The following is a 16,949-nucleotide window of genomic DNA, read 5'->3' on the forward strand; positions in this document are numbered from 1 at the left end:
GCATGCGCTCACCTTCTGTGATCAGCGAACATCGTCCGCGCGCCCGGCGCCTGTGGAAGACGGGTGCCGTACTGTCGGCCGTCCTGCTGTGGGCCGCCCTCGCGCAGGGTTCGGCGGCTGGGCCGGCTGGGCCGGCTGGGGCCGGCACGGCGGCGGTGGCCGTGGAGGGCAGAGGGCTGGAGGCGTTGTTCGGATCGGAGAATCGGGTGATCCGCACGAGCGAGCGGGTGATCGCCGTGACGTTCAACGCGGCCTGGAACGACGCAGGCCTGGACAGCATCCTCGATGACCTCGCCCGCCGTCGCGCACCTGCCACGTTCTTCCTGACGGGCGACTTCGCCGGACGCCACCCCGCCGTGGTGCAGAGAATCGCTGCGGCCGGCCACGGGCTGGGCAACCACTCGTTCAGCCACCCTCACTTCGAGGACCTGACCGCGGCCGGACGACAGCACGAGGTGACGGCGGCTGACCGGGCTCTGCGCGCGGCCGGGGCGGGACCCGCGCTGACGCCGTTCTTCCGGTTTCCGTACAGCGAGACCAGTCCCACTCACATCAGGGAGGTCAACGCCCTCGGTTTCGCGAACATCGAGTACACCGCCGACACCAACGGCTGGAAGGGGACCGAAGGCGGCATGACCGTGGACCGCGCAGTGGAGCGGGCCCTGGACGCCGTGCGCCCGGGAGCGATTCTGCAGATGCACGTCGGTGCGTCACAGGGACGCACGGAGGTGATCGACGCCCAGGCCCTGCCCCGCATCCTCGACGCCTGCGCCGCCCGCGGTTACCGAGTCATCGACCTGCGCACTCTCCTGACCCCCTGAACCCGCTCGACGCCGCGTGAGTGACACATGGCATCCCCACGGCCCGGTCAGTCGTCTTCGAGCCGCTGAAGGATCTGCGTGAAGTCACCACAGTCGAGCAGGCCGATGAGCACCTGTGTGATGTTGTCGATGCCCGGGTCTCGAACGATGAGGCCGTCGGAGCACCAGAAGTAGCGGCCGTTCAGGGACTCGCCGGTCCGGGAGTCCTTCTCCATGAGGCGTTCGACCTCAGCCGGAGTGAACACGGTCGCGCTCCAGCGTGAATCGTCCGCGGTCAGCCGGACCTCGACGTCGACGTTGCAGACGGCGTCCAGGGGTTCGCCCGCATCGGGCAGGAACGATGCCTGGAATCGATCGGTTCGGACGCGATACCAGGGACCGTCCCACCCCTGCTCAGTGGCTTCGGTCCCGGTGCCGGTCATGCGGGGAGTATGTCGCGCCGGTCCCGAGGGCTCAACTGGTTTCTCTCGCGGCTCCAACCCCATCATGGCTGTGTGGCCCGACATCTGACGATCAGTAGCTTGACCTTCCGGCACAGGATTCCCGACGACTGGGCGGCGGATCCCTGGGCTCGCGCCCAGCTGCCGATACTGGAGGGGCCCGGCCGAGAGCCGGCCGCTGGCGGTTGCGGAGAAGCCCCGCAGGATCATGATCACCGAGCCGACCTGCACGGCCGGCTGTTGCGGCGCCCTGTACGTCATCATCCGTCGTGAAGGCGACCACGTGGTCTGGGAGTCCTGGGAAAACACCAGCAACTCCACCGCCGTGCCGCCGGACTTCCGGTTCGACGGTGCCCGGTACGAGGCCGAGCTCGCGCGGGCAGCCGCGGACCACAGCTGGGAAGAACCGGTGGACACCGTGGCCCGGCTTCTCGAGCAGGCGCTTGCGGACAGCGGCTGGTTCGAGCGCTGGGGCTGCGTGCTGACGAGTGTCTCGCCGCGACGCGAGGAGCCCGGTCTTCCCGAGGAGATCACCAGCCCTCCGGGTGTGGATGTCCACTTCCGTCAGGTTCGGGAGCACGGCGAGCCTTCGGAGTCGTACCGGTGCGAGTTGTTCGTCGTTCCCGAGCAGTCGGTGGAGGAGCAGGCCCGGCAGCTGACCGTCCGCATGGTGGCCGACGATCCGCGGAAGTCCGCTGAGATGTACCGCTGAGGCCGGATGATCGCGTGACCGGCCGTGCCGGCGGCAGGCATTCCCCCGACCGGGTCGTTCGAGGGAGGCCCGATCGGGCACATGGAGTCCATGACCGACGACACAAGCCGTATCCGGCTGGTGCAGACCGTGCTCGACAGCACCGACGCCCGCACACTCGCCGAGTTCTATCGGTCCCTGCTGGGCCTCGAGTACGCGAAAGGAGACGAGCCGCCTCCGCCCGGCGCGCCGGACGAGCACGGCAGGGACTGGCTCGTCCTGCGCGACCCCCGCGGCGGACGGCAGCTCGCCTTCCAGCAGGTGGAGCGCCTGCGGGAGCCGGACTGGCCCGACGGCCCGGTGCCTCAGCAGATGCACCTCGACCTGAGCGTCGCCTCGCTGGAGGAGTTGCTGAACCAGCACGAGCGCGTGCTCGCCCTCGGCGGCCGTCTCCTCAGCAACCGCGACCGGCCGGATCCCGACGACGAGGAGCGCTTCCGCGTCTACCGGGACCCCCAGGGCCACCCCTTCTGCATCTTCGTCTCCGAGCGACAGGCGTAACCCGGCAAGGATCAGGATCGGCGAGACGCCGGCGGGCGGGCCTTGCGGAGGTCGGCAGGAGGGGCCGCCGCCGGGGGACTCGCCCGGCGGCGCACGGGTATCCGGTGCCCATGACGATGGGACACCTGCTCGTGATCACGCCTGGCATCCGCGCCTACCGCGAGTACCTGCTGCAGTCGATCAGCCGCGCCTTCCGCGTCCACCTGGTGCTGACCGAGACCCCCACATGGGAACTGGCGTACACGACCGGCCACACCGTCGTGCCCGACCTGGCCGACGTGGACGGCCTCGTGCGGGTCGCCCGGAGCGTCGACGCGGCTCGGCCGCTGGACGGCGTCATCTGCTGGGACGAGACCTGGATCGAGCAGACCGCGCAGGTGGCCGCCGCGCTCGGGCTGCCGGGAGGGGACCGGCGGTGCGTCGAGCGCTGCCGGGACAAGTACCGCACCCGCACGGCCCTGGACGCAGCCGGCGTGCCCCAGCCGCGCTCGGTGCTCGTCTCGCATCGCGAGGAGGCCCTCGCGGTGGCCGCGGACATCGGCTACCCGGTCGTCGTCAAGCCGCGGGCCCTGGCCGGCAGCTTCGGTGTGGTGCGGGCCGACTCACCCGCAGACCTGGTGAGGGCCGTCGAGTTCACGGACGCGAGCGGCGAGTGGGCGCCCGACCTTCCGACGCACGAACGGAACATCCTGGTCGAGGAGTTCGCCCGGGGACCGGAGATCAGCGTCGACAGCGTGGTCCACCGCGGCACGGTGACCCCGGTCTGCCTCGCCCGCAAGGAGGTCGGCTTCGCTCCCTACTTCGAGGAGACCGGGCACGTCGTCGACCCGGATGACCCGCTGTGGTCCGACGAGACCCTCGCCGCTGTCGTCACGCGTACGCACACCGCTCTGGATTTCACCGACGGTGTGACCCACACGGAGATCAGGCTGACGCCGGCCGGGCCCAAGGTCATCGAGGTCAACGCCCGGATCGGAGGAGGCATGATCCCCCTGCTGAACCTCATGGGCGGTGGCCCGGACCTCGCGCTGGCCGCCGCCGACGTCGCGTGCGGCAGGCCGCCGAGGCTGCGCACGACCACCGCACTCCGACGGGTCGCCGCCATCCGCTTCTACTACCCGCCCGGGGACGACTCCCTCATCGAGGAGGTCCGCTTCGAGATGTCGGGGCTGCCGGAAGAGGTGGTGCGCTGCGGTCCGCTCGCGACGGCGGGACAGGTCAAGTCGCCCCCGCCGCGCGGACTGATGGACGGCCGGGTCGCCTACGCGATCGCCTTGGCCCCGGACGCGGACACCTGCCGTGCCGCGCTGGACAAGGCGGGGGACGCGCTGCGGGTGGCGGTGGGCTGAGGCGGGCCGGCCCGGGCCTCGGCCCACCGGACCGCAGGGCGTTCAGGGCGTGCTCGTCGGCGTGGCGGCCCGGGCCTCCTCCGGCGGCTCGGGCCGGAGGCTGTTCAGGGTGCGGACCGTGCGCAGCGGGGACAGGATCAGGAAGAGACTGGTGCTGAGCAGTCCCACGGTCCCCACCACCAGCGCCCCGCGCAGCCCCAGGTGGGTGCCCAGCCAGCCGCCGAGCAGCGAACCGACCGGTTTCATGCCCAGCGCGACGAAGAGGTAGGCGGCGTTGGTCCGCCCCAGCAGCCGCTCCGGGGTCACTGTCTGGCGGATCGTCATGGTGTGCACGTTGCAGGCGGTGATGCCGAAACCCTGTACGAAGAAGGCGACGGCCAGCAGGGGAGCCGCCCAGGTGCCGCGGTGCGCGGCCGGCAGCAGCAGGGGAGCCAGATCGCCGATCACGGCGGCGATCACCAGGGTGCGGCCCAGGCCCACCCGGTGGGCGAGACGGTCGGTGAACGCCGCGCCGAGCAACGCCCCCACGGCGCCGACGGACAGCACGAGGCCCAGCGTTCCGGGGCTCATGTCGAGTTCCTTCACCGCGAACAGGGTGAGGATCGTCAGGACGATCTGCCAGCACAGGTTGTAACTGGCCGCCTCGCCGAGCGTGGCGCGCAGGTAGCCGTTGGAGAAGGTGAAGCGGAAACCCTGGGCCACCTGGGACCGTAACGGCGCGGGATCGGCACGAACGGCCTTCTCACGCTTGCGGACCGCCGAGAAGCCCAGCGCGGAGGCGAGGTAGGAGACCGCGTCGACGAGCAGGGCGAACGGCGCCCCCACGAGCTGCACCAGCGCCCCGCCCAGTCCCGGGCCGCCGATCTCCGCCACGGACTCACTCGCCGTGAGGCGGGAGTTGGCGCCGGTGAGGTGTTCCGGCGGCACGATGGCCGGCAGATACGAGCGGTAGGCGATGGTGAAGAACACCCGCGCCGTCCCGGCCAGGCACGCCAGGGTCATCAGCCGGTTGAACGTCAGCAGATCCAGCGCCGCCAGCAGCGGAATGGCGCCGATCGCCAGTGCTTGGCCCAGACTGGACAGGATCAGCACACCGCGCCGCTGCCGCCGGTCGACGAGGACACCGACCGGCAGGCCGAGGACCACGTACGGGGCGAAGGTCAACGCGCCCAGGAGCCCCAGCTGCCCGGGGGTGGCGTCCAGGGTGAGGACCGCGGTCAGTGGCATGGCCAGCTGGTACACCTGAGTGCCGACCAGCGAGGCGGTCTCGCCCGCCCAGACGAAGTTGAAGTCCCTGCGCCAGCCTTCGGCCACGATGCTCCCTAGGTGTCGGTCCTGCCGCCGGTACCGGTCGGTGCCGGCGCCGCCGTTCCCGGACGGCCGGGTCCGGGAACGGCGGTGAGACTTCTCAGTGCCCCGGTTCCACGTCGTAAAAGCCGAAGCCGTCCAGATAGCAGGCAGTGGCGAAATCCTGCAGCAGGACGGCGCGGTCCGGATGGATCAGACCCACCGTGACCGGTTCGCTCTCGTCGTCGATCGTGCGCACCAGGCGTTCGCCGGGTGTGAAACGCCGGGTGACGCCCCGGCAGCTCTCCAGCTGCTCGATCAGGCCGATGTGCGGGTAACCGCGCAGGACACCTTCGTACGGGGAGGCGAAGAAGGCCATGGCGCCGTGGTTCTCCACCGCGTACGGGGCGTCCACCTCCTTGAGGAACCGCTCCGGCTCGGCGTACGCCTGCACGGTGCGGTCGATCTGCGACTCGCCGGTCAGCAGGACGGCGTACCGGGCGACGTCCGCGCCGCACAGCCGCGCGCCGGCCTCGACCAGGCGCGGCCCGGCGGCGGTGAGCATGACCTCCAGGTGCACCGGGCCCCAGAGGATGCCGAGGGCGTCCAGGACGCGGTAGGAGTACTCGGTGACGGCGTGCCAGTCCGCGTCGTCACTCGGGACCGAGGTCATGCCGTTGATCCGGTCGCGCATGCCGTTGACCGTGATCTTCTGGTAGCGCCAGACGTCCGTGACCCGGTGCCGGCCCCGGCAGCTGACGGTGTTCACCACGAACTCCACGCCCCGCAGGTACTCCTGGGCGACGACGCCCTCGTTGGGGACGTCGAAGACGCTGTCCCGCGACATGATCCGGTGGTAGGCGGCCACCGACTGCTCGGGGGTGTCGCAGAACGACACCCCGTCGTTGCGGGCGCTGCGCACCGGCTTCACGACGATCCGTCCGCCCATGGACCGGTGCCACGCCTCCAGCTCCCGCGGGGAGCCGACGCGCTCCTGCCGGGTGGTCGGCACCCCGGCCGTCCTGAGCGCCTCGATCTGGACGTACTTGTCGCGGCGGGCCTCGCTGAGGGCGGTCCCGTTGCCGGGCAGGCCCAGGGCCTCGTTGAGCCGGTCGGTGAACTCCACCCCCAGTTCGCTGCCCACCACGACGGCCTCCGCGCCGGTCCTCGCCAGCCGCTCGACCATGTGCTCGAAGGTCCCGTCGTGGACCAGGTTGTCGCGGTAGCCGGTCAGGTCCGCGGGTCCGTAGGAGGGCGGGACCTGCGGGGTGGACTGGACGCGGACGCAGTCGAGGCCCGCCTCGTCGAACGCCTGGCCCACCTTGTTGACGGCGCCGTAGGGATCGACCAGGGCGATCGTGCGCGGGTCAGCCATGGTGTCCTTGCTCCACTTCGTAGAAGCCGTACCCGTCGAGGTAGCAGACGGTCTGCAGGTCCTTCTCGACGGTCGCGGCCTCGGTGTGCGCAAGTCCGACCGTGAGGGGCTCGCTGCCGTCGTCGACCGTGCGGCGCAGCCGCTGTCCGGGGGTGACCCGCAGCGCCATGCCCTGGTAACTGTCCAGGCGCTCCACCTCGCCGAGGAGCGGGTACGACCTCAGCCGGCCCTCCAGCGGGGAGGCGAGGAACGCCATCGCGGCGTGCCCGTCCCTGCGGTAGGGGCTGTCGACGTCGGCGAGGAACGCCTGCGGGTCCGTGTACGCCTGCACCGTGCGGTCGATCTGCGACTCACCGGTGACGAGGACGGCGTACCGGGCGACGTCCGCGCCGCACAGGCGGGCGCCGAGCTCCACCAGCCGAGGACCGTCGGAGGTCATGATGACTTCGAGATGCGCGGGGCCGTGGGCGATGCCGAGGGCGTCGAGCACCGCGAAGGCGTACTCCCGCAGCCGGCTCCATCGCGGGTCCGACGGCGGCAGCGACAGGATGCCGTTGATACGGTCCCGGACGCCGTTGACGTCGATCTTCTGGTAGCGCCAGGTGTCGGTGACGCGGTGGTGCCCGTCCCGGCTGACGGTGTTGACGACGAACTCGGTGCCGACCAGGTACTCCTGCGCCACCACCCCTTCGTTGCGCAGACCGAAGTCGTTGACGGCGTGGCGGATCCGCTCGTAGGCGGCGACGGACTCGGCCGGGCTGTCGCAGACGCTCACCCCGTCGTTGCGGGCGCTGCGCACCGGTTTGACCACGACCCGCCCGCCCAGCCGCGTGTGCCACGCCCGCAGTTGCTCCGCGTCCTCGACCGTCAGCTGGCGCGCCGTGGGCAGTCCGGCCGCCGCCACGGTCCGCGTCTGCACGTCCTTGGTGCGCCGGGCGTGGCTGAGCGCGGTGCCGTTGCCCGGCAGGCCGGTGGCCTCGCACAGGGCGTCGGCGAGTTCGACGCCCTGCTCGGCTCCGGCGATCACCGCGACCGTCCGGTGCTCGGCCAGCCGCGCGGCGGTCGCGTCGACGTCGCCGCAGTGCACGAGGTTGCCGGCGTACAGGCCGAGGTCGAGTTCCTCGCGGTAGTGGGCGGGTATGTCGACGGTGCTCTGCACCCGCACGCAGTCGTGTCCCGCGGCGTCGAACGCCTTCGCCAGCCGGGCGGCCGACCCGAAGCCGTCGACGACCGCGACGGCGCGGCGCCCCGTCACGAGGCGAGCCCGGCGACGGTGCGCAGGGCGGTCGTCAGCCGCTCCACCAGTTCGTCGGCCTCCTCCTCACCCAGCACGAGCGGAGGCATCAGCACGAGCGTGTTGTTGGTGCTGGTCAGCAGCAGACCGGCGGCCTTGCAGGCGTCACGCGCCTCGGCCATCTCGCTCTCGCCCGGGCGGCCGGACTCGCGGCGCAGCTCGACGCCGATCATCAGGCCCTCGCCGCGCACGTCGTGGATCAGCGGGATCTCCTCGGCCGCCGCGCGCAGCCGGCGGCGGATCTCCGCCCCGGTCGTGCGCACCCGCTCCAGCAGGGTGCCGTCGGCCAGTTCCTCCAGCACGGCCAGTCCGGCGGCCATGGCGGCGGGATGGCCGTCGGCCGTGCAGCCGTGCGGGAAGACGTACTCGGCGCGGGAGACGGCCTCGTCGAAGACCGCGTCCGAGCAGACCAGGGCGGCCAGCGGGAAGTAGCCGGAGGTGATGCCCTTGCCCAGCACCAGCATGTCGGGCAGGACGCCCTGCGCGGCCATCACCGACATCGCGCCCGTGCGGCCGAATCCCGTGGTGACCTCGTCGGCGATGAGATGGATGCCGTGCCGGTCGCACAGCTCCCGGATCCGGGCGAGGGCTCCCTCGGGGGCGGGCACGACGTCGGTGCCCATGATCGGCTCGACGATCACGGCGGTGACGTTGTCCGGCCCGTGCCGCTCGACGGCCCGTTCCAGGGCGTCCAGGTCCCAGGGCCGGACATGGTGCACCTCGGGGGCGAGCGGAGCCTGCAGGGCGTGCATCTGCCGTTCGCCGGTGAGCGCGCCGGCCAGAGCGCCGGTGCCGTGGTAGCCGTTGGTGAACGCGAGGACCTTGACGCGCTGCGTCTCGCCGCGGACCTTGCGCACGAAGCGCGACATGAGCACCGCGGCGCTGGTCATCTGGGAGCCGGTGCTGCCGAAGCGCACGTGGTTGAGGGGGTCCGGCAGTTCGGCGACCAGCCGGCGCGCATAGCGCAGGGAGACCTCGGCGGGCTCCTGGTAGCGGATCATCTGGGCCACCGGCAGCCGGCGCAGCTGCTCGGTGACGGCGTCCACGATCCGTTCGCAGCTGTAGCCGAGGGTGGTGTTCCACAGCGCCGCCCGCGCGTCCAGGTACCAGGTGCCGGTGGCGTCCTGCAGGCGGCAGCCCTTGCCGTGCACGACGGCGGTGGCGTCGAAGCCGCCGTCCCGGACGGTCCGCGGCGTCAGGGAGTTGTGCCAGAGTGCGTCGTGGTCGTTCCTCAGCATGCCAGTGTCTCCAGCTTCTTGCGGTCGAGCTTGCCGTTGTCGTTGAGCGGGAAGCGGTCCACCCGCAGGAACCGGCCGGGGACCATGTAGGCCGGCAGCCGGGCGGCCACCCATCCGGCCAGTTCCGTCACCGGCACGGTGTCGCCCACGTAGAGGGCCCTGAGGTCCGTGCCGTCGAAGAGGACCGCGGCGTCCTCGACGCCGGGGTGGTTGCCGAGGGCCGCCTCGACCTCCCCGAGCTCCACGCGGTAGCCGTGCACCTGGACCTGGGCGTCCAGCCGCCCGAGGTGGGTCAGCACCCCGTCCTCCTCCACGACCCGGTCGCCGGTGCGGTACCACAGCCGGGGTGCCGGGGCGTCGTGCGTGTCGTGGACGCGGGCTTCGGCGCCGGGCTCCCAGTCGAGGAAGCGGCCGGCGTTTTTCTCCGGGTCCAGGTAGCCCGCGAAGCGCTGTACGCCACGGACGCACAGTTCGCCCTCGGCCGCGGGGCTGCCCGTCTCGTCCAGGACGACGTGCTCCAGGTGCGGCAGACGGTGGCCGATGGGGACGGAGGCGTTGCGGGTCGTGGGCCAGTCGGCCGGGTCGGCGGGCAGCCGGTAGGCGGTGCAGGTGACCGTCAGTTCGGTGGGGCCGTACAGGTTCTCGATGACCGCCCGCGGTGCCGCCCGGTGCCAGGCGGCGGCCTGCCTGAGGGTCAGTTGTTCCCCCGCGAACAGGCCCCACCTCAGGTCGGGCAGGCAACCGGCGGGCAGCCTGCGCATGCGCGCGGCGAGCGAGACCACCGACGGCACGGAGAACCAGTGCGTGAGCCGGTTCGCCCGGGCGAAGGCGGCCGGGTCGGCGAGGTCGTCGCGCTGCGGCACGACCAGGGTGGCGCCGCCGGCCCACGTGACGAACATGTCGAACACCGACGGGTCGAAGGTCAGGTCGAAGGTCTGGCTGAGCCGGTCGCCCGGGGCGACCTCGTAGCGTTCCACCTGGTGGGCGATGTAGGGCAGCACGTTGCCGTGCGCGATGGGCAGGCCCTTGGGGACGCCTGTCGAGCCCGACGTGAACAGGATGTAGGCGGGCGCACCGTCGGCGCATGGTGATGCGGCCGGGCCGTGCGTCCCGGCCGTGCTCCCGGCGGTCGTCGCCGCCGGCGCCCGGTGGCCCGCGGGTGTGCCGTCCGCCGTCGCCAGGGCGAGCGGGACCGCGCTCTCGCGCATCAGGTCCCGCAGCGCGGTGTCGGTGAGGACGCTCCGCAGGCCGGCCCGGGCCGCGATCGCGGCGTTGCGCTGCGCGGGGAAGATCGGGTTCAGCGGGACCACCGTCGCCCCCGCGCGCAGGATCGCCAGGTACCCGGCGTACGCCAAGGGGGAGCGGGAGGCCAGCAGCCCGATGCGCGCCCCCGCCGGGACCGGGCCGAGGTGGGCCGCGAGACGGTCGGCGTCCCGGGCCAGCTCCCGGTAGGTGAGAGTCGCTCCGGCCACGTGCAGGGCGGGCCGGTCCGGGTGGCGCCGCGCGCTGGCGGAGAACAGGTCGGACAGCGAGTCAGACATGGCGGACCTCCCGGTCCATGAGGGCCAGCACGCCGTCCGCCGCGTGCAGGCGGTCGTTGCTGTAGTTCAGCGGGGCGGAGCGCAGGTCGCGCAAGGTCCGCTCCAGGCCGGTCGGCGAGTCCTTCAGGTAGCCGTGGCGCATGCCCATCAGGTCGGTCAACTCGTCGGCCGCCGCAGGGCACAGCTCCGACGCGGTCAGCTTCACCGCGTTGACCAGGAGTTGCACCGGCGGGCTCGTGGTGTCCTCGGCCGAGGCGAGGACGGACGCGGTGTGCGTGATGAGCGCGTGGACGGTGTCCAGGCGCTGGCGGACCCGGGAGAGGCGGGCGAGGAGCAGAGGGGAGTCCAGGTCGTGGCGGCGCCGCTCGGCCCGCAGCAGGGTCACCACGCGCTGGAGCGCGCCGTCGGCGGCGCCCTGCCAGCACGCCGCCCAGCCGAGGTGCGCCAGCGGGGCGAAGGTGCGTACCGCGATGTCCCGGAACGCGCCGTGTTCTCCGACGACCTGGTCGCGGGGGATCTCACCGGCCAGGTGCAGGGGCGCGCTGTGGGTCGCGCGCATGCCCATCGGGTTCCAGCCGCCCCGCACGGTGACGGTGAGCTGGTCGCGATCGGCGTACACCAGTGACAGCCGGGACGGGGACGTGGCGTCGGGGGCCAGGGCCGTGATGAGGAACCCGTCGGCGTGACTGCCTCCGGTCACCACGGGAGCGAAGCGGTCCACGCGCACGGTGGAGTCGTCGCCGGCCGTCAGTTGCGACCCGGAGGACAGCAGGTGCCCGCCGCCGGCGGCCTCGGTGGTCACCGAGGCCAGGTACAGCTCACCGCGGACGATACGGGGCAGCAGCCGCTCCCGGAGGGGGCCGCCGTCCCGGACGACGGCCGCCACCTGCTGGCAGTGCATGGTGAAGATCATGCCGACGGACATGCAGGTGCGGGAGAGGCGGCTGCTCACGGCCAGCAGGTCGGCCGTGCCACCGCCGGGGCCGCCGTCCTCGGCGGGCACCAGGAGGCCGAGGAGACCGGTGCGGCGCATGGCCTCCAGCGCCTCGGCGGGGAAGCGCGCCTCGCGGTCGCAGACCTCGGCGTACCGGGCGGCCTCCGCCTCCACCTCGGACACGGCACGTTCCAGGTCGGCGGGCCGCCACGCCGTGCGGGGGAGGTCGGTGACGGTCATCCGGGCACCCCGCTGGTGCGCAGGGTCCGCTCGAAGAGGGCGACGAGGGTGTCCAGGCGGCTGAGGTTGTTCGGGGTGAGCTCGCCCGCCTCGACCTCGGTGTCCAGTTCCTCCTCGACCCGCTCGACGATCTCCACGATGCGGAAGGAGCTGAACGTGGGCAGGTCGGTCAACGCGTTGGTGCTGTGCAGAGCGGCCTCGTCGACGCCGAGGACCTCGGCGGTGATGCCGGTGACGACCGCGCGGACGTCGGGTGTCTCCATGATGTCTCCGGGTGTGGTCAGGCGCCGAGTTTGGCGAGGCCTTCCGCGACGCGGGTGAGGGCGTCGGCGACGTGGGGGAGGGCGAGCGGGTCGGGGGCCGCGAGGGCGGCCTCCTGCTCCTCGTCGGTGTCGCCGTAGAGCATGCTGGTGGCGGCTTTGAAGCGCAGGGCGCCGGGATCGTCGCCGAGGTGGTGTCCGGCGAGGACGGCCAGGCCGTGTTCGTCCAGCAGATGACGGGCCAGCGACGGCGATCCGGTCACTCCGCGCTGTGCCAGCGCCTCGCGCCGCGGCTCGAAGTCGGGGTAGACGTAGAACGCCCCGGTGGGCGGCCGGCACGTGGCTCCGGCGGCGATCGCCGCGGCGTGCACCGCGCGGGCCACGGCACCGTGCAGCCGTGCGCTGTCCGCCAGCCGCTGCCGGATCTCGGGCGGGTCGCCGAAGGCGTACGCGGCGACCTGCTGCATCGGGCCCGACAGCGTGGACCACACGTCACTGGCCACGGCGATCAGCCGGTCGCGCAGGTCGCGTCCCCGGGCGCCGGGGGGTACGCGCAGGCCGCCGACGCGCCAGCCGCCGAGCGCCAGGGACTTGGAAAGCCCCGTGGTCACCACGGTGCGGCCGGGGCTCACTTCGGCCGGGCTGAGGAAGGCGGCGTCCGGCCGGTGCATGACGTCGCGGTAGATCTCGTCCGAGACGACGACCAGGTCCTCCGCCTCGGCGATCCGGCACAGCCGCTCGATCAGCCCGGCGCCGGCGAGCGTGCCGGTCGGGTTGTCGGGGAGCGTGAGCACGACGATGCGCGGGTCGCCCCCCGTCCGGCGGGCGCGCTCGATGGTCTCGGGCAGGACGTCCGGGTCGGGAATGCCGCCGCACGCGGCGGGGATCGGAACGCCGTACACCCGCTTCCCGGCCATGCGGGCCTGCGGCTCGTAGGAGTTCCAGCTGGGACGCGGCAGCAGCACGTCCCCGGGCAGGACCAGGTTCAGCGCCATGAGCAGGGGCTTGCTGCCGGGACCGAGCAGGACGTCCTCCGGCCCGGTGGGCAGGCCGCGGCGCTCGAAGTAGCCGGCGAGCGAGGCGAGGGCGTCGGGCGCCCCGGCCACGGGCCCGTAGGCGTTGCGGTGGGCGCCGGCGCGCAGTTGCTCCACCAGGGGGGCGAAGGCGGGCAGCCGGGACTCGCCGAAGCCGAGGTGGACGACGGACCGGCCCTGGGCCCGCATCCGCGCGACGTCCTCGTTCAGGGCGAGATTGGGTGACATCGAGGTGCTCACGGCCGCAGCGCCTCCCGGATGTCCTGCGGCGCGTCCGCCGCGATCCGAAGGTCGCTGAGCCAGGTGGCGCTGGGGTCGAAGTGCGCCCGGAACGGGCGGCCGACCAGGGCCGGGTTGCGGGCCTGTGCCAGCCGCAACTGGAAGAACCGGTCCTTGCCGAGGGTCTCCACCCCGTCGACCACGACCTTGCCGGGCGTCGTGGACATCACCGGGCCGCGCACGGTGCGGGCGAGTCCCGGCAGGGTGCGGTAGGCGGTGTGGAAGATCTCCATCGCGCGGGCCAGCGGCACCTTGAAGTAGTCGTAGGGACCGGTGTCGCGCTCGACGAACATGTAGTACGGGACCGCGCCGAGGGCCAGTTCGGACCTCCACATGGCGGCCCAGGTGTCGGCGTCGTCGTTGATGTGCGCGACCATCGGGGCCTGGCAGTAGACCACGGCTCCCGTGGCCCGGATCCGCCGTACGGCCTCGGTCACGCGGGCGGTGTGCAGCTCCCGGGGATGGGTGAAGTGGGCCATGACGGCCACCTGTTTGCCCGCCGCCGCGATCCGCTCGAAGAGCCGCAGCAGCGAGTCGGCGTCCGCGTCGCTCACGAAGCGCTGCGGCCAGTAGGCCAGGGACTTGGTGCCGATGCGGAGGGTGTGGACGCTCTCCACGCCGAGCAGCGGCTCCAGGTGGCCGGCGAGGCGCTCGGTGCTCATCACCATGGGGTCGCCGCCGGTCACCAGGACGTCGCTGACCTCGGGGTGGTCGTGCAGGTAGCGCACGAGGCGGTCCGGGCCGGGGGCGGCGAAGCGCAGGGACGGGTCGCCCACGAACTGCGCCCACCGGAAGCAGTACGTGCAGAAGGAGTGGCAGGACTGCCCCTGCGTGGGGAAGTACAGCACCGTCTCGCGGTACTTGTGCTGCAGGCCGGCCAGCCGTTCGCCCTCGTGCACCGGCACGTTGTACTCGCGCTGTCCGGAGGGGTGGGGGTTGAGTCCGGCGCGGATCCGCGCGACCTCGGCGGCCATCTCGCGCTTGCCCGCCCCGGAGCGCACGAGCGACTCCAGGGAGCGCTCGTCGTCCTCGGGGAGCATGCCGCGCTGGGGGAAGACCAGGCGGAAGAGCGGATCCTGCGCCGGGTCCGTCCAGTCGATCAGCTGGTCGAGCACGTACTCGTTGACGCGGAACGGCAGGACGTGCGCCAGCAGGGCGATGCCGTCCCGGATCTGCGGGGAGAGCCCGTAGCGCCGGGCGATGTCGTCGATCTGCCGCGGACCGAAGGCACGGAAGCGGGTGGCGCCGACCGGTTGGTCGAGCATCAGTGTCATGCGGGGTCCCTCTGAATTCGGCGGAATAGCTGGGCGACGGCAGGCCGGCCTTTGTCGGCGGTCGTGGCGTCGGTCGCCGATTACCCCGCTGGGATTCGTTGATTCGAGTTCGTTTCCCCGGCCATAAATGCTTCGCATGGCATCGATAAGAAGACCGAATTACGCTGCCTGACCTGCTTTCATAATGCCTGCGGCCAAGGCTGATAAGGGTCCTCTATGGGGTGCGGACGGAATTCGTTTGAAAGGTGGGTGGTGCGGAAGTCGCTTCTCGTCAATGCCGTTGAGTGCGGAAGGAAAGATCATCGATGATCGGTTGCCCGCGTCGCGGACGCACACCATGAGCCGCGCGGATGTCGATGTCGCCCAGCCGGTGCTCATGCCGATGGGCAGGCCCCGGCCGGGGAGGTGCAGCGTCCTCGTCCACGCCGCCGGCGGTGGTGTCGGGGCCTACACGGGCGTCGGATTCGCCCTGCGCCGGTCCGGCCCGGTCTTCGCCCTGCGCGGGTACGGACTGGCGCCGGGGGAGGAGCCGGACCGCAGTGTCGCCGCCATGACGGACCGGTACTGGTCGCTGCTGGCGGAACTCCCCGAGCCGCCGGGGCTGTTGTTCGGCTGGTCGCTCGGCGGAGTCGTCGCATGGGAGCTGGCCGCCCGGCTCGCCGAGGAGGGCCGGCGGCCCCGGGTCGTGATGGTCGACAGCCCGGCCGCCCGCATCGACCGTGATCCGGCGTCGGCACGACGGTGGCGCGAGCGGGTCCATGCCTCCCTCGCCGCCGACGACAGCGGCGTCCCCGCCGACCGGGTCGCCGCGACCGCCGACGCGCACCTGGACGCCGTCGTCTCCTACCGGGCCGAGACCCGCCACGACTGTCCCGCCCTGCTGATGCCGTGCGCCGACGAGGACAACGACGACCACCTCGCGGTCTGGCGCCGGGTCGCCCCGCGGCTGACCGTACGGCCGCTGCCCGGCGGCCACTTCACCGCCTTCGACGGCGAACGGCTGCCCCTGCTCCTGGACCACCTCCGCGCCTTCCTCACCACGACGGAGGAGCAGCATGCCTGACGGTCTCCTGAGCCGGGCCCGCGCGGCGTTCGACACGGCCCCGCCCGTGGGCGACCCCGCCTACGACCGGTACTGCCGTGCCCTCGGCGAGGAACTCCTCGCCCACTGGCCGCGGATCGCCAGGGCCAACGCGGCCGACGTCGCCACGGCCCGCCGGCTGGGCATGCCGCCCACCCTGGTGGAGCGGCTGCGCCTGACCGACGCCCACCGGGACCGGATGGTCGAGCTGACCGCGATGACCCGGGACGAACTGCGACAGGTGCGCGAGACCGAGGTGCCCGTCCGCGGCGCGGCCCGGCACGTCCACCGCGTCCCGCGGCCCCTCGGCGTCGTCCTGATGGTCTACGAGGCGCGGCCCACCGTCACCGTGGACGGCGCCCTGCTCCCGGTCGCCGTCGGCAACGCCGTGCTGCTGCGCGGCGGCAAGGAGACGGCCGCCACCAACGCCGCCCTGGAACAGGCCGTGCACGCCGCGCTCACCCGGGCAGGGCTGCCCACCGGTCTCGTCACGGTGCTCGACGACCCGCAACGCCGGCTGCTGCGGGCCTTGTTGAAGCGGCCCGACGAGGTGGACGTGCTCATCCCGCGGGGCAGCCCCGCGCTCGTCGAGTACTGCCGCACCAGCGCCATCCCGCTGATCGCCAGTGGCGGCGGCGTCAACCACCTCTACGTCCACCGCAGCGCCGACCTGGACCTGGCCGTGCGGGCCACCCTGGACAGCAAGCTGCCCGAGCCGGCCGGCTGCACCTCCGTGGAGACCCTGCTGCTCGACCGCGCCGTCGCCCGGGACTACCTGGAGGCCCTGGCGCACGGGCTGGCGGGCCGTGAGACGGAGCTGACCCTGCACACGGCACCCGAACTCAACGCGCTCGTCCCCACCGCGCTCAAGACCGAACCCCTCGCCGCGCACGACCTGGGCCGGGAGTTCCTCGACCCGGTCGTCGCCGTCGTGCCGGTCGACGACGAGAACGCCGCACTGGACCACGTCCGCCGCCACGGCTCCGGGCACACCGAGGGCGTCATCGCCCGGGACCGGCACGTCATCGACGCCTTCCGCCGCCGCGCCGACGCCGCGATGGTCGTGGTCAACGGCTCACTGCGGCTGCACGACGGCCCGACCCTCGGCCTGGGCACCGAGATCGCCATCGCCACCGGCCGGCTGCACGTGCGCGGTCCCGTGACGCTCGCCGCCCTGGTCACCCACAGCTACGTCACCGACGGCGCCGGCGCGCTGCGCGGCTGACGCCCGGCCTCCCACTTCCCCGAAA

15 protein-coding genes and 1 pseudogene are annotated in these 16,949 nt (G+C 72.4%); 6 read left to right on the plus strand and 10 right to left on the minus strand.

What is annotated here, in order from left to right:
- Window positions 1-2: 2 nt before the first annotated feature.
- Window positions 3-821, plus strand: coding sequence for a polysaccharide deacetylase family protein (locus ACIGAQ_RS08960; protein ID WP_399780483.1), 819 nt, complete (start codon window positions 3-5; stop codon window positions 819-821).
- A gap of 47 nt (window positions 822-868) precedes the next feature.
- Here the strand turns inward: ACIGAQ_RS08960 and ACIGAQ_RS08965 are convergent, their stop codons facing one another.
- Entirely contained in the window at window positions 869-1,243 is a 375-nt protein-coding gene (locus ACIGAQ_RS08965) for a hypothetical protein (RefSeq protein ID WP_399780486.1), read from the minus strand.
- Between the two features lie 72 nt (window positions 1,244-1,315).
- Between ACIGAQ_RS08965 and ACIGAQ_RS08970 the strand changes: the two are divergent.
- The 3 genes and pseudogenes from ACIGAQ_RS08970 to ACIGAQ_RS08980 all read left to right on the plus strand — a co-directional run bounded on the left by ACIGAQ_RS08970 (window position 1,316) and on the right by ACIGAQ_RS08980 (window position 3,862).
- Window positions 1,316-1,973, plus strand: a pseudogene (locus ACIGAQ_RS08970) (hypothetical protein).
- A gap of 90 nt (window positions 1,974-2,063) precedes the next feature.
- Complete coding sequence (locus tag ACIGAQ_RS08975) at window positions 2,064-2,513, plus strand: VOC family protein (protein WP_399780488.1); 450 nt, start codon at window positions 2,064-2,066, stop codon at window positions 2,511-2,513.
- Window positions 2,514-2,623: 110 nt separating this feature from the next.
- Window positions 2,624-3,862: an acetyl-CoA carboxylase biotin carboxylase subunit family protein gene (locus ACIGAQ_RS08980; RefSeq protein WP_399780491.1), complete on the plus strand. Its 1,239-nt coding sequence runs from the start codon at window positions 2,624-2,626 to the stop codon at window positions 3,860-3,862.
- A 42-nt stretch (window positions 3,863-3,904) separates the two neighbouring features.
- On the opposite strand, the gene ACIGAQ_RS08985 is transcribed toward ACIGAQ_RS08980, so the two are convergent.
- The 9 genes from ACIGAQ_RS08985 to ACIGAQ_RS09025 form a co-directional block, all read right to left on the minus strand.
- Complete coding sequence (locus ACIGAQ_RS08985) at window positions 3,905-5,176, minus strand: MFS transporter (RefSeq protein WP_362283089.1); 1,272 nt, start codon at window positions 5,174-5,176, stop codon at window positions 3,905-3,907.
- A gap of 94 nt (window positions 5,177-5,270) precedes the next feature.
- Window positions 5,271-6,524 carry an ATP-grasp domain-containing protein gene (locus tag ACIGAQ_RS08990; protein ID WP_399780495.1) on the minus strand — a complete coding sequence of 418 codons (1,254 nt, stop codon included), beginning with the start codon at window positions 6,522-6,524 and terminating at the stop codon, window positions 5,271-5,273.
- A complete protein-coding gene (locus tag ACIGAQ_RS08995; RefSeq protein WP_399780498.1) occupies window positions 6,517-7,779 on the minus strand; it encodes an ATP-grasp domain-containing protein in 1,263 nt (420 codons plus the stop codon). The genes ACIGAQ_RS08990 and ACIGAQ_RS08995 overlap by 8 nt, the downstream gene beginning before the upstream one ends.
- Window positions 7,776-9,056, minus strand: a complete 1,281-nt coding sequence (locus ACIGAQ_RS09000) for an aspartate aminotransferase family protein (RefSeq protein ID WP_399780501.1) — start codon at window positions 9,054-9,056, stop codon at window positions 7,776-7,778. Before ACIGAQ_RS09000 ends, ACIGAQ_RS08995 begins: the two co-directional genes overlap by 4 nt.
- Window positions 9,050-10,597, minus strand: coding sequence for an amino acid adenylation domain-containing protein (locus tag ACIGAQ_RS09005; RefSeq protein ID WP_399780504.1), 1,548 nt, complete (start codon window positions 10,595-10,597; stop codon window positions 9,050-9,052). Before ACIGAQ_RS09005 ends, ACIGAQ_RS09000 begins: the two co-directional genes overlap by 7 nt.
- Window positions 10,590-11,771, minus strand: coding sequence for an acyl-CoA dehydrogenase family protein (locus tag ACIGAQ_RS09010; RefSeq protein WP_311685769.1), 1,182 nt, complete (start codon window positions 11,769-11,771; stop codon window positions 10,590-10,592). Before ACIGAQ_RS09010 ends, ACIGAQ_RS09005 begins: the two co-directional genes overlap by 8 nt.
- The gene (locus ACIGAQ_RS09015) at window positions 11,768-12,034 is read right to left on the minus strand and encodes a phosphopantetheine-binding protein (protein ID WP_399780508.1); all 267 of its coding nucleotides are present in this window, start codon (window positions 12,032-12,034) and stop codon (window positions 11,768-11,770) included. The genes ACIGAQ_RS09010 and ACIGAQ_RS09015 overlap by 4 nt, the downstream gene beginning before the upstream one ends.
- 17 nt (window positions 12,035-12,051) lie before the next feature.
- Window positions 12,052-13,293 (minus strand): pyridoxal phosphate-dependent aminotransferase, encoded by a 1,242-nt coding sequence (locus ACIGAQ_RS09020; RefSeq protein WP_399780736.1) that lies wholly within the window; start codon window positions 13,291-13,293, stop codon window positions 12,052-12,054.
- An 8-nt stretch (window positions 13,294-13,301) separates the two neighbouring features.
- Complete coding sequence (locus ACIGAQ_RS09025; RefSeq protein ID WP_399780511.1) at window positions 13,302-14,618, minus strand: KamA family radical SAM protein; 1,317 nt, start codon at window positions 14,616-14,618, stop codon at window positions 13,302-13,304.
- Between the two features lie 337 nt (window positions 14,619-14,955).
- On the opposite strand from ACIGAQ_RS09025, the gene ACIGAQ_RS09030 reads away from it, so the two are divergent.
- Together ACIGAQ_RS09030 and ACIGAQ_RS09035 are read left to right on the plus strand one after the other, a co-directional pair.
- A complete protein-coding gene (locus tag ACIGAQ_RS09030; RefSeq protein WP_311685761.1) occupies window positions 14,956-15,681 on the plus strand; it encodes a thioesterase domain-containing protein in 726 nt (241 codons plus the stop codon).
- Complete coding sequence (locus ACIGAQ_RS09035) at window positions 15,674-16,924, plus strand: glutamate-5-semialdehyde dehydrogenase (protein WP_362283070.1); 1,251 nt, start codon at window positions 15,674-15,676, stop codon at window positions 16,922-16,924. The genes ACIGAQ_RS09030 and ACIGAQ_RS09035 overlap by 8 nt, the downstream gene beginning before the upstream one ends.
- Window positions 16,925-16,949 lie beyond the last annotated feature (25 nt).

It is taken from the genome of Streptomyces sp. NPDC085932 (genome assembly GCF_044540525.1).
In the GTDB taxonomy this organism is placed as follows: Bacteria; Actinomycetota; Actinomycetes; order Streptomycetales; family Streptomycetaceae; genus Streptomyces; species Streptomyces levis.